The sequence below is a fragment of the Paraburkholderia silvatlantica genome (assembly GCF_003096715.1).
In the GTDB taxonomy this organism is placed as follows: Bacteria; Pseudomonadota; Gammaproteobacteria; order Burkholderiales; family Burkholderiaceae; genus Paraburkholderia; species Paraburkholderia silvatlantica.
Map to the genome: position 1 here is coordinate 353,562 of NZ_QEOL01000003.1, position 12,635 is coordinate 366,196.

Annotated in this window: 8 protein-coding genes; 5 read left to right on the top strand and 3 right to left on the bottom strand. The window is 63.8% G+C overall.

From position 1 onward, the window contains the following. Window positions 1–85: 85 nt before the first annotated feature. From C7411_RS06030 to C7411_RS06045, 3 genes are all read right to left on the bottom strand, one after another. A complete protein-coding gene (locus C7411_RS06030) occupies window positions 86–2,002 on the bottom strand; it encodes an NHL repeat-containing protein (protein ID WP_110388065.1) in 1,917 nt (638 codons plus the stop codon). Window positions 2,003–2,225: 223 nt separating this feature from the next. After that, window positions 2,226–3,908 carry a class I poly(R)-hydroxyalkanoic acid synthase gene (gene phaC / locus C7411_RS06035; RefSeq protein WP_110388066.1) on the bottom strand — a complete coding sequence of 561 codons (1,683 nt, stop codon included), beginning with the start codon at window positions 3,906–3,908 and terminating at the stop codon, window positions 2,226–2,228. A gap of 426 nt (window positions 3,909–4,334) precedes the next feature. Further along, complete coding sequence (locus tag C7411_RS06045) at window positions 4,335–5,054, bottom strand: TetR/AcrR family transcriptional regulator (RefSeq protein WP_110388137.1); 720 nt, start codon at window positions 5,052–5,054, stop codon at window positions 4,335–4,337. A gap of 346 nt (window positions 5,055–5,400) precedes the next feature. On the opposite strand from C7411_RS06045, the gene C7411_RS06050 reads away from it, so the two are divergent. From C7411_RS06050 to hydA, 5 genes are all read left to right on the top strand, one after another. Then, complete coding sequence (locus tag C7411_RS06050) at window positions 5,401–6,666, top strand: Zn-dependent hydrolase (protein WP_110388068.1); 1,266 nt, start codon at window positions 5,401–5,403, stop codon at window positions 6,664–6,666. 123 nt (window positions 6,667–6,789) lie between these two features. Then, window positions 6,790–8,199, top strand: a complete 1,410-nt coding sequence (locus tag C7411_RS06055; RefSeq protein ID WP_110388069.1) for an NAD(P)-dependent oxidoreductase — start codon at window positions 6,790–6,792, stop codon at window positions 8,197–8,199. Window positions 8,200–8,247: 48 nt separating this feature from the next. Beyond that, a complete protein-coding gene (preA, locus tag C7411_RS06060) occupies window positions 8,248–9,525 on the top strand; it encodes an NAD-dependent dihydropyrimidine dehydrogenase subunit PreA (protein WP_110388070.1) in 1,278 nt (425 codons plus the stop codon). Between the two features lie 64 nt (window positions 9,526–9,589). Next, window positions 9,590–11,092, top strand: a complete 1,503-nt coding sequence (locus tag C7411_RS06065) for an NCS1 family nucleobase:cation symporter-1 (RefSeq protein ID WP_110388071.1) — start codon at window positions 9,590–9,592, stop codon at window positions 11,090–11,092. 44 nt (window positions 11,093–11,136) lie between these two features. After that, complete coding sequence (hydA, locus tag C7411_RS06070) at window positions 11,137–12,612, top strand: dihydropyrimidinase (RefSeq protein WP_110388072.1); 1,476 nt, start codon at window positions 11,137–11,139, stop codon at window positions 12,610–12,612. The last annotated feature ends 23 nt before the right edge of the window (window positions 12,613–12,635 follow it).

Sequence of the window (12,635 nt, forward strand, 5' to 3'; positions counted from 1 at the left end):
GTTCGGGAACCCGGCTCCGTTCGGACCTGAACGGGGTCTGGCCCGGCAGCGTGTCCTGATGCACAGGCACCGCCAGGGACAGGCGTCACGGGTGCCAGCGATAAACCACGACGCTCGATCCGTTGTAATTGTCTTTCGTGACGACGTATTCGCCGGTCGAGCGCAGGTACGCACGAATGCCGTACATCGAGTCCACGTCGTTGCCGACATCCATCGTCGTCGGGTTGGAGTTCGTCAATGTCGTGACAAGACTGCCGGTATCGAGGTCGAACACGTCGATATTCGGAACCGTATGCACGTAGCCGACGAACAGGTAGTGGCCCGCCGCCGCGATCGATTTCGGATTCGCGCTCGTGAGATCGATCACCGGACCCGGCGCGCTCACGTTGCCCGCTTTCCAGCCGTGATAGATCTCGATGTGCCCGTTCATCGCTGTCCAGTCCCAGCTCCCCGCGATGCCTTGCGCGAGAATCATCGTGTCGCTGTCCGACTGATAGATGATCCGCGTGAGCGGGCGCACGGTCCGCGGGATCTGGATCGTGCTGGCGGCGCCCCATGATGGCTTGCCGTTCGCGTCGAAGCCAGTCAGCGGGTAATGGTAAATCTGGTTGGTCCGGTCGAGGCCGGCCCAGACGTCGCCGTTACCGTCGATTGCGAAGCCGGCCGTCACTTTCGTATTCGTGTTGAACGCTTTGCCCGGGATCGAACCGTCGGGGATGGCAATGTATCCGCTCGACGGCTGGAAATGAAAGAAGTTGAACGTGTCGGGATTTTGCCCGGAGGCGACGAGAATGCGGTTGCCGCCCACCACCACGAGCTGTCCGAAAAGCTGGCCGCGTTGATAGTCGTTCATGTTCAGGCGCGGGTCGGCCGGCCAGCTGAACGGATCGATCGTGTTCGCCAGGAACGTGCCGCCCGATGTACCCGTGTAGATCGTGTTGCCGCTATAGAAGTTCGCGCCATCGGTCGCCGGGTCGGGCGCCGCGATCGCCTCGAAATTGAGCGCCTGCAAGGTCCACTGCAGCGTGCCCGTTGAGTTGTACGAATGAATGTCGGTGCTGCCGTTGCGGCCGAGGTCCCAGTCGCCGCCCCATGCGTTGTTGAGCACGTACAGATTGCCCGCTGCATCCTTGCCGATACCGACGACGCGCGTGAAGCGCTTGTCGCCGACCTGCCCCTTGATGCCCGTCGTGGTGTCGAGATAGCCGCCCTGCACACCGAACGTGCCGACCAGCGCCGGCACCCCGGTCAGGGCGTAACACTTGATGTTCATGTCGGGCCCCTCGTCGCCAACCAGCAGCTGGTTCGTCGGCGCGTCGAAATCGAGTGCCGATGGCCGGGCGCCCGCGGCCATCTGGATCGTGTTCATCGGCGCGCCAGCCGGGCTGAACTGTGCGATCACGCCTGCGTTTTCGCGCGCGACCCAGACGTTGCCTGCACCGTCGACTGCGAGCGCGCCGGGTTGCTGGACGCCGATGTCGCGCTGCCAGACGCCGTCGGTTGTGTACACACGTATGCGATTGCCGTAATAGTCGCTGGCGTAGAGGAGTGTGCCCGCTGTCGCGAGACCGGTGATCACGTCCGCGTTCTGGATTCCGGTCCACGTGCTCACGGCGATGCGAAGGTCGCGTGTGTTCGAGCTTCGGTTGTAGCGGCCCACCGATCCGCTGCCGAATGCCCGGCTATAACCGAGCGCGACGAAGATCGACGTCGCGTTGCCCGTGATCGCACTGCCCTGGAACTCGTCGTGCGCGCCAATGGTGCCGAGCGTTGCGCCGTTCTGATAGAGTGCGACACCGCCCGCGTTTTCGTCCCAGCGCGATGACGTATAGATGACACCCTCGGGTGCGACCCACATCGAGCGCGCGCCGTTGCCGACGTGTGCGGCGAGTGTGCCGAAGGTGTTGGCGAGCCAGTCGGTCGTGTATTGCGCGTAGCTGGCAGGTGCAGTTGCGGCGACGAAAAGACCCAGCAATGCTGCGCGAACCCGGCCTTTGATCATGCGTAGTGCTTCCCATAGACATCGCGCCGCGATGGCGTGAATCGCGGCGCATAAAGTGACCGATGTTGAAGCTACGCCGCAATCGGGAGGTCGTGCTGTGTGAGCGCGTGTATCCGGAGTGTAGCCAGTAAATCGCGATCAGCGTTCCAATGCGTACCTGAACTTCGCCAGAAGATGCGCGGCGAATGATCCAGCGCGCATCGGTGTCTGCTCGCGCATGGACTCAATTCGCCCGCGCCTTGACGTAACGCCCAGGTGCGGGCTCTATCGGCCGAAACTTCGTGCTTCCCAGCTTCGTGCGCGCCTTGACTTGATCTCCCGCGTGCGGCTGCAGCCACGCGATCCAGTGATTCCACCAGCTGCCCGAAGTCTGCTGCGCAGAAGCGAACCATCCGTCGGCGCCGCTTTCAGGATTGCCGTTCACACCGCCAACCCAATAGCTGCGTTTGTTCTTTTTCGCCGGATTAATGACGCCGGCGATGTGTCCGCTCGCGCCGAGCACGAACTGGGCTTCGCCGCCAAGAAGCCGGGTGCTGCGCCACGCCGATCTCCACGGCACGATGTGATCGTCCTGGGTCGCCAGTACGTAGGCTGGCATGTCGACGCGGCCGAGATCGACCGGCACGCCGCACATGGTGAGCTTGCCGGGCTCGCGCAGGTTGTTTTCCAGGTACATATTGCGCAGGTACCAGGTGTACATCGGGCCGGGCAGATTGGTGCTGTCGGCATTCCAGTAGAGCAGGTCGAACGCCGCGGGGGGCATTCCCTTCAGATAGTTGTTGATCACATAAGGCCAGATCAGATCGTTGGCGCGAAGCATCTGGAATACGAAGCCGAGTTCCCGCCCCGGGTAGATGCCGCCGCTTCCTATCGAACGCTCGCGCTGCAATACGGTTTGCTCGTCGATGAATACGCCGAGATCGCCCGGGTCGGTGAAGTCGAGCATGGTCGTCAGAAGCGTCAGGCTCGCAACCTTTTCTTCTTCGCGCGCGCGCATCACCGCAAGCGCCGAAGAGAGGATCGTTCCGCCGACACACCAGCCTACCGTGTTGACCTTGTCCGCGCCGGTGATCGCAAGCGCGACATCGATTGCCTGCATCACGCCGGCTTCCAGATAGTCGTCCCATGTCGTTTGCGCAGTTTCCGCATCGGGGTTGCGCCACGACACCATGAATACCGTTTGTCCCTGCTCGATGGCGAAGCGCACAAACGAGTTTTCAGGCTGAAGGTCGAGAATATAGAACTTGTTGATGCAAGGCGGCACGATCAGCAAAGGACGTTTTGCTACGTGTGTGCCGAGCGGCGCGTACTGAATCAGCTGGAACAGGGGGGTCTCGAAGACCACCGCACCCTTGGACACGGCAACGTTGTGACCCACCTCGAAGGCGGCTTCGTCGGTGATCGTAATGGTGCCGCGCGCGAGGTCGCCAAGCAGATTGTTCATGCCCGTACGAAGGCTATCGCCGTTCGACTCGATGGCCATCCTGATCGCTTCGGGATTGGTCGCAGCGTAGTTGGTGGGACTCGCCGCATCGATGAACTGGCGCACGAAAAAGCGCAGCCTGTGCTTTTCGCTTTCGTCATAGCCTGTCGCGCCGACCATGTCTTCGAGCAGGCCCGCGTTGGCCAGGTAGCTCTGCCGGAGCAGGTTGTACCAGACGTTGCTGGTCCATTCGTCCGCCCGGAACCGTTGGTCGCGGCATGCCTGGCCGGCGGCCGCCTGCGGGTTCAGCATGTTCGTCCACAGCGCCCACTGCTGTTCCCAGTAGCGAGTGCCGGCTTCATGCAACACAGCCGGCGCAACGGCTGCGCTCGCCGGGATGCCGGCCAATGCGCTCAGGAAATCCTTCGCCGAGCGCGAGAATCCGTGCGCAACCTCGTCGGGCATATTGAAGTGATTGCTCATGCCGGTTCCACTGCGGTATTCGTCAAAGCGTCTGCGCAACGTGTTTCGCGGGTGCGATCCGCGCGCGAAGTGGGCATGACGAGCGCGTCACCGTCGACGACAACCTCGCCATGGACGGTGCAAACGGTGTCGCGCTCATCCCTGGCGCCAGGTCTTCGAAGTCGTATCCTGCAATGTCGTTCATGGGTGATCCTAAGGAAATGGGGAGCGCGTTCAGCCGTCGTGTCGTGATTCTTCACACGAAGTGTCGTCGGTACTGGGTTCACGATTGAAATTACACAATACGGCAAACGCGAATCTCGCATTTACGATTGGACGCCATGGTTTTTATATTTCGCGCCATCGCTTGATATCGAATGGGGCGGAAAAAGGGCGGCAGGTGGGGCGCGCCGCGTTTGCGCGAGCAGCAGGCTGTTGCGGCTTCGCTCAAAGCCCAGGCGAGCGCGCGCCGCTCGCGCGCAAGATCAACCGCACCACTTCCTCGGTGCTCGCCTCGAATCCCGCCGTCGAAAGCGCGCGCTTGCCCGAGAGCGCGCGAATTTGCGCCTCGAAGTCGGCATAGTGCTGCGTGGTTGCCCAGATCATGAAGAGCAGCGTTTTCGGATCGACGGGTGCGAGCAATCCCTCCGCAATCCAGTGATCGATCAGCTTCACGCGCGTTTCCATCCACGGCTTCACACGCTTGAGCAGGATGTCCTGCATATGCGTCGCGCCGCTGATGATCTCGTTCGCCCACACTTTCGATCCAAGCGGCCTGCGCCGCGAGAGTTCCATCTTCGCGCGCACGTAGCCTCCAATGGCCTCGACCGGATCGTCGCTCGCGTCGAAGGTATTGGCGGCCGCGTTCCATTCCTCGAACAGATCGTCGAGCACGCGCCAGTAGAGCGCGAGTTTGGTCGGGAAGTAGTAGTGCAGATTGGCCTTCGGCAGGCCCGCACGCTCCGCGATCAGCGCCGTGCTCGCGCCTTCGAAGCCGCGCTCGGCGAACACCGCCTCCGCGCAGGCGAGCAGATGGGCTTCGTTCGACTCGCGAATGGCGGCTTTGCGCCTGCGCGGCTTGTGCGCTGCGTCAGCGGCTTCCCGTTCGTGCGCCGTACCGCGCATCGCGCGGGTCGCGGCTCGTGTCGTGGGTTCGTCGTCGCGCATGATGGTCGGTCCGTTCAGAAGCGAAGAGGCGGTGCACGGCTGCCGCGCCCGTGCCGGCTTCATTGTAGTCACGATGTAAGCGCCTTGTGCATTCACCGCCCTCGGGGAAAACGCGCGGAACGCGGGCGGGTTTTCGCGCACCGCAGCATCGATGGCACGCTTCTCGCTGGTAACACCGCATTGAATTCGAGAAGTTTATCGCCTACAACCTGTCCAATCGGACAGGATTCGCGGGGCGGGGTTTCGGGAGCCGCGATGCGCCATTCGAGCGTGCACCGCCATGGCGCTTCCCGCCCCAGAAGGTGGCGCGAATGCACGTTTGACGAACACGGAAAGGAGGGCACGCATGAACGCAGTAAGCGAAGCCGCGCTGACGACCGCGATTCACGTGAACGGCCAGCGTTTGTGGGACAGCCTGATGGAGATGGCAAAAATCGGCGCCACGCCCAAGGGCGGCGTGTGCCGTCTCGCGCTCACCGATCTCGACAAGACAGGGCGCGATCTCATCGTGCAATGGGCGAAAGAGGCGGGCTGCACGGTGAGCGTCGATCAGATGGGCAACGTGTTCATGCGCCGCGCGGGACGCAACAACGACCTGCCGCCGGTGATGACCGGCTCGCACGCCGACTCTCAGCCCACGGGCGGGCGCTTCGACGGCATCTATGGCGTGCTGGGCGGGCTCGAGGTGATCCGCTCGCTCAACGATCACGGCATCCAAACCGAGCGCCCCGTTGAAACCGTGATCTGGACCAACGAGGAAGGCTCGCGCTTCGCGCCAGCGATGGTCGCCTCCGGCGTGTTCGCGGGCGTTTTCACGCTCGACTACGGGCTTTCCCGCAAGGACGTCGACGGCAAGACTATCGGCGAGGAGTTGCAGCGCATCGGCTATGCGGGCGAACTGCCGTGCGGCGGGCGCAAGATTCACGCGGCGTTCGAACTGCATATCGAGCAGGGGCCGATACTCGAAGCCGAAAACAAGACGATCGGCGTCGTGACGGACGCGCAGGGGCAGCGCTGGTACGAAGTCGTGCTCACGGGGCAGGAAGCGCACGCGGGCCCGACGCCCATGCCGCGCCGCCGCGACGCGCTGCTGGGCGCCTCGCGTGTCGTGCAGCTCGTGAACGACATTGGTCTGCGCCATGCACCGCTAGCCTGTGCGACGGTCGGCATGATGCAGGTGCACCCGAATTCGCGCAACGTGATTCCGGGCCGCGTGTTCTTTACCATCGATTTCCGCCATCCCCAGGACGACGTGCTCGCGCAGATGGACGCCGAGTTGCGCGAAGGCATCGAACGGATTGCCGGGCAAGGCAAACTCGAAGCGCAGGTCGAGCAGATTTTCTATTACGCACCGGTGCCGTTCGACAAGGCCTGCGTGAACTCCGTGCGCGCGGCGGCGCAGCGCTTTGGCTACTCGAACCGCGAGATCGTTTCGGGCGCGGGCCACGACGCGTGCTATCTCGCAACGGTCGCGCCGACTTCGATGGTGTTCGTGCCATGCATCGACGGCATCAGTCACAACGAGGTCGAGGACGCGACGATCGAATGGATCGAGGCGGGCGCGAACGTGCTGCTGCACGCCATGCTCGAACGCGCGAACGAATCCGGCTGACGCCTTCGACACCAATGCAAGCGGCCTGAGAGCCGCGCTGTCTTTTACGCTTTCCCCATGTACCGGCTGCGCATGTCATGCACAGCCGGCGGACCCGTGTTGTGCCTCGCAAGGAGCGTCCGGATGTCCCAGTCCCACTCGAATGCCGCCGACGGCATCGCGCCTGGCCGCCTCACGGCCGAGCAGCTAGGCTGCAACTTCGCCGACGTCGCACCGCCACTCTCCGCCAACGCAGCCGTCATTGCCGCCGACCGCTGCCACTATTGTTACGACGCGCCCTGTGTCGCTGCCTGCCCGACTGGCATCGACATTCCGGGCTTTATCCGCAAGATCGGCAACGGCAATTTCAAGGGCGCGGCGCGCGACATATTGAGCGCGAATCCGCTGGGCGGCACGTGTGCGCGCGTGTGCCCGACCGAAATTCTTTGCGAAGGTGCGTGCGTGCGGAATCATCAGGACGGCGAACCAGTCAGGATCGGCGCGCTGCAGCGCCATGCCACCGACTTTCAGATGGCACGCGAAGCCGCCGGCGCGCCGGCGCTCTTCAAACGCGCGGGTGAGACGGGACGGCGCGTTGCCGTGGTCGGGGCCGGACCGGCGGGGCTTGCCTGCGCGCATACGCTGGCGCTCGCCGGGCATCGCGTGAGCGTGTTCGACGCGGGCGAGAAGCCGGGCGGGCTCAACGAATACGGCATCGCAGCGTACAAGGTCGTCGACGATTTTGCGCAGCGCGAAGTGCGATGGCTGCTTTCCATCGGCGGGATCGAAATACGTCAGGGCCAGCGGCTTGGCCGTGACGTCACGCTTACGGAACTGCGCGCCGCTTATGACGCCGTGTTCATTGGCGTGGGCCTTGGCGGCACGCAGGCGCTTGCCATTGAAGGCGAAGCGCTCGATGGCGTGCGCGATGCTGTGGAATTTATCGCACGCCTGCGCGAAGCCGACGAACTTTCTACGCTAGCGGTGGGCCGCAAGGTCGTGGTGATCGGCGGCGGCAATACGGCTATCGACGCTGCCGTGCAAAGCCGCAAGCTGGGCGCGGAGCAGGTGACGCTGGCCTATCGCCGTGGCGCGGCGCAGATGAGCGCCACCTGGGCCGAGCAGGAATTCGCACGCGCGCAGGGCGTGGTGCTGGTCGAATGGATGAAGCCGCTGCGCATTACCGGCGACACCCGCGTGCAGGCCGTGGAGTTCGAGCGCACCGCGCTCGATGCGGGCGGCGCGTTGCGCGGCACCGGCGAGATCGTGCGCGTGGAAGCCGACATGGTCTTGAAAGCCATCGGTCAAAAGCTCTTGCCCGAAGGCCTGGTTGGCCCCGACGCCCTGCAACTTACCGCGGGCGGCGCGCGCATTGCCGTGGATGCGCATGGAGCGACATCCGTCGAAGGCGTATTCGCGGGTGGCGACTGCGCGGGCCATGGCGCAACCGATCTCACCGTGCAGGCTGTGCAGGACGGCAAGCTCGCCGCGCGCGCGATCGACCGCTACCTCGCGGAGTCAGTCCGCCAGAGCCGCTTGAACTGCGCAGCTTGATCCAGGCGAGCAGCACACTGAATCCAGACAACACGAAGGAGTCGCATCATGGCCGACCTGCGCTGCACGATTGCCGGCATTGAATCGCCGAACCCGTTCTGGCTTGCCTCCGCACCGCCCACCGACAAGGCCTACAACGTCAACCGCGCCTTCGAAGCGGGCTGGGGCGGCGTGGTCTGGAAAACACTCGGGCTCGATCCGCACGTGGTGAACGTGAGCTCGCGCTATGGCGCCACCACGTGGCGCGGCCAGCGCATGGCAGGGTTGAACAACATCGAGCTCATTACCGACCGGCCGCTCGACGTAAACCTCAAGGAAATCGCGCAGGTGAAGCGCGACTGGCCAGACCGGGCGCTCATCGTCTCGCTGATGGTGCCCTGCACCGAGCAGGACTGGAAGTGGATCCTGCCGCAAGTGGAAGCTACCGGCGCCGATGCGGTGGAGCTCAACTTCGGCTGCCCGCATGGCATGAGCGAGCGCGGCATGGGCGCGGCCGTGGGGCAGGTTCCCGAATACATCGAAATGGTCACGCGCTGGGTGAAGGAGGGCACGCGCCTGCCTTGCCTCGTGAAACTCACGCCCAACGTGACCGACATACGCCACGGCGCGCGCGCGGCGATGAAGGGCGGCGCGGACGGCGTCTCGCTCATCAATACGATCAATTCGATCGTGGGCGTCGATCTCGACGTGATGGCGCCGCTGCCCACCGTGGATGGAAAAGGCACGCACGGCGGCTACTGCGGCCCCGCCGCGAAGCCCATTGCGCTGCACATGGTGGCGGAAATCGCGCGCGACCCGCAAACGCACGGCTTGCCCATCTCCGGTATCGGCGGCATTTCCGACTGGCGAGACGCCGCCGAATTTATCGTGCTGGGCGCGGCAAGCGTGCAGGTGTGCACCGCCGCGATGCACTACGGATTCCGAATTGTCAGCGATATGATCGACGGCCTTTCAAACTGGATGGACGACAAGGGCTACGCGAATCTCGACGCCATTCGCGGCCGCGCCGTGCCCAACGTCACCGACTGGCAGTACCTGAACCTGAACTACGACATCAAGGCACGCATCGATCAGGACCGCTGTATTCAGTGCGGGCTCTGCCATATCGCCTGCGAGGACACGTCGCATCAGGCGATTACCGCCACGCGCGACGGCAAGCGTCACTTCGAGGTAGTCGACGCAAACTGTGTCGGGTGCAATTTATGCATGCATGTCTGCCCGGTCGACCAATGCATCACGATGGAGCGCGTCGACTCGGGCCGCTACGCGAACTGGACCACGCATCCCAACAACCCGGCGCGCGTGGCCGATCCGAAAGCCGCCTGACGCATTGAAACAGAACTGAGCCGAACCGAACCAGACCAACGACAAGCCACGGAGAACTGCAACCATGAGTCAGCCATTGACAGGCGACGCCAGCGTGCGCCGCGCCGAAAGCGAGTTATACAACGACGATCTCGCGCCAACCGGCGCCGCGCAGCGCACGTGGCGCTGGTATCACTTTGCGGCGCTCTGGGTGGGCATGGTGATGAACATCGCCTCGTACATGCTCGCGGCTGGGCTGACCGAGCAGGGCATGTCGCCGTGGCAGTCGGTGCTCACGGTGCTGCTCGGCAATCTCATCGTGCTCGTGCCGATGCTGCTGATCGGGCACGCCGGCACGAAATACGGCATTCCCTACGCGGTGCTGGTGCGTTCCTCGTTCGGCACGCAGGGCGCGAAATTGCCGGCCATGCTGCGCGCCATCGTGGCGTGCGGCTGGTACGGTATCCAGTCGTGGCTCGGCGGCAGCGCCATCTATACGCTCGCCAATATCCTTACGCACAACGCTCTGGTGGGCGACGCGCTGCCGTTTCTCGGCATCTCGATCGGCCAGGGTGCGTGCTTCCTTGTGTTCTGGGTGCTGCAACTCTACTTCATCCTGCATGGCACCGATTCGATTCGCTGGCTCGAAAGCTGGTCCGCGCCCATCAAGGTCGTGATGTGCGTAGTGCTCGTGTGGTGGGCCTGTTCGAAGGCGGGCGGCGTGGGTTCGATGCTCTCGCAGCCTTCCCAGTTCGCCGCCGGCGGCAAGAAGGCGGGTCTCTTCTGGGCGACGTTCTGGCCGAGTCTCACGGCCATGGTGGGCTTTTGGGCCACGCTCGCGCTCAATATTCCCGACTTCACGCGCTTCGCGAAAACGCAGAAGGACCAGTTCGTTGGGCAGGCCATCGGCCTGCCCATTCCAATGGCGCTGCTTTCGGTGGTCTCGGTCGTCGTGACTTCTGCCACGGTGGTGATCTACGGCAAGGCGATCTGGGACCCCATCGATCTCACCAGCCGCATGGAAGGCGTGGGCGTGGGCATCGCGCTCGTCATCCTCACGCTCGATACGATGTGCTGCAATCTCGCCGCCAATCTCGTCGGTCCGGCCTACGATTTTTCGAGCCTCTGGCCCAAGGCGATCTCGTACAAGGCGGGTGGGCTCATTACCGCAGGTATCGCCATCGTGATGATGCCGTGGAAGATTCTCGCCACCACGCAGGGCTACATTTTCACCTGGCTCGTCGGCTATTCCGCGTTGCTCGGACCCGTGGCGGGCATTCTCATCGTCGATTACTTCCTCGTTCGCGGCACGCGCCTCGATACGGCCCAGCTATTCGAGGAGAACGGCGAATATGCCTATTCGAACGGCTGGAACCCGGCGGCCGTCATCGCGCTGGTCGTGGGCGTGCTGCCCAATCTGCCGGGCTTTCTCAATACCGCGTTCCCGAATGTGTTTCCCTCCGTTCCCGACGCGTTCAAAAGTATTTACACCTACGCGTGGTTCGTGGGACTGGCGATTGCGGCGCTCGTCTACGGCGTGATGATGAAGCTCGGCAAGAGCCGGCGCCCGAGTGTGGCAAGTGCGTGAGGGATTGCAGCGCGAATTCGCTTAACTGAAGGAGACTTGGCATCATGGCGATCCTGATTCGAGGCGGCACCGTCGTCAATGCGGACAAGAGCTGGCGTGCGGACGTGCTTTGCGAAAGCGGCGTGATCCAGGCCGTGGGCGAAAATCTCGACGCGCCCGCTGGCGCCACGGTGATCGACGCGGGCGGCCAGTATGTGATGCCGGGCGGCATCGACCCGCATACGCACATGGAACTGCCGTTCATGGGCACGACGGCGAGCGACGACTTCTACACGGGCACGGCGGCGGGCCTGGCGGGAGGCACGACGTCGATCATTGATTTCGTGATTCCGAGCCCGAAGCAGCCGCTCATGGACGCGTTTCGCGAGTGGCGCGGCTGGGCCGAAAAGGCCGCCGCCGACTACGGCTTCCACGTCGCGGTCACGTGGTGGGACGACAGCGTCCATCGCGACATGGGCCTGCTCGTGAACGAACACGGCGTGTCGAGCTTCAAGCACTTCATGGCGTACAAGAACGCCATCATGGCCGACGACGAGATTCTCGTGAACAGCTTCGCGCGTTCGCTCGAACTGGGCGCGTTGCCCACCGTGCATGCCGAGAACGGCGAACTCGTTTTCCAGTTGCAGCGGCAGTTGCTTGCGCGCGGCTTCACGGGGCCCGAGGCGCATCCGCTTTCGAGGCCGCCCGAAGTCGAGGGCGAGGCGGCGAATCGCGCAATTCGCATTGCGCAGGTGCTGGGCGTGCCGGTGTACATCGTGCATGTCTCGGCGAAAGACGCGCTCGAAGCCATCGCCCGCGCGCGCAGCGAAGGGCAACGCGTGTTCGGCGAGGTGCTCGCCGGGCATCTGGTGATCGACGAGTCCGTGTATCGAGACCCGGACTGGACGCGCGCCGCCGCCCATGTCATGAGCCCGCCGTTCCGTACGAAAGAGCACCGCGACGCGCTCTGGCGCGGGCTGCAGGGCGGGCTGCTGCACACCACCGCGACCGACCACTGCGTGTTCTGTGCCTCGCAGAAGGCAATGGGCCGCAACGATTTCACGAGGATTCCGAATGGATGCGGCGGCGTGGAAGATCGCATGGCGGTGCTGTGGGATCAGGGTGTGAACACAGGCCGCCTCACGCCGAACGAATTCGTGCGAGTGACCTCCACTAACGCCGCGCAGATCTTCAATCTGTATCCGCGCAAGGGCACGGTGGCTGCCGGCGCCGACGCCGACCTCGTCGTGTGGGATCCGCAGGCCACGCGTACGATCTCGGTGAAGACGCACCACCAGAACGTCGACTTCAACGTCTTCGAAGGCATGACGGTACGCGGCGTGCCCACTCATACGGTCTCGCAAGGCGAACTCGTGTGGGCGAACGGCGATCTGCGGGCGCGGCGCGGTGCCGGGCGTTACCTGAAGCGGCCGGCGAACCCCGGCTATCTGCAGGCTTCGCGGCTTGCGAAGAGCTTGAAGGAGACGCAACCGGTGCGTCGGGAGGGGGACGCGTCTAATCAGGCGGGAGGGCCCGGTTAGTCTGATTGACGGCGGCGTGTCGC

Excerpts from the sequence above, each read along its gene's own strand:
- C7411_RS06030 (WP_110388065.1), bottom strand. The coding sequence starts at position 2,002 with ATGATCAAAGGCCGGGTTCGCGCAGCATTGCTGGGTCTTTTCGTCGCC.
- phaC (WP_110388066.1), bottom strand. The coding sequence starts at position 3,908 with ATGAGCAATCACTTCAATATGCCCGACGAGGTTGCGCACGGATTCTCG.
- C7411_RS06045 (WP_110388137.1), bottom strand. The coding sequence starts at position 5,054 with ATGCGCGACGACGAACCCACGACACGAGCCGCGACCCGCGCGATGCGC.
- C7411_RS06050 (WP_110388068.1), top strand. The coding sequence starts at position 5,401 with ATGAACGCAGTAAGCGAAGCCGCGCTGACGACCGCGATTCACGTGAAC.
- C7411_RS06055 (WP_110388069.1), top strand. The coding sequence starts at position 6,790 with ATGTCCCAGTCCCACTCGAATGCCGCCGACGGCATCGCGCCTGGCCGC.
- preA (WP_110388070.1), top strand. The coding sequence starts at position 8,248 with ATGGCCGACCTGCGCTGCACGATTGCCGGCATTGAATCGCCGAACCCG.
- C7411_RS06065 (WP_110388071.1), top strand. The coding sequence starts at position 9,590 with ATGAGTCAGCCATTGACAGGCGACGCCAGCGTGCGCCGCGCCGAAAGC.
- hydA (WP_110388072.1), top strand. The coding sequence starts at position 11,137 with ATGGCGATCCTGATTCGAGGCGGCACCGTCGTCAATGCGGACAAGAGC.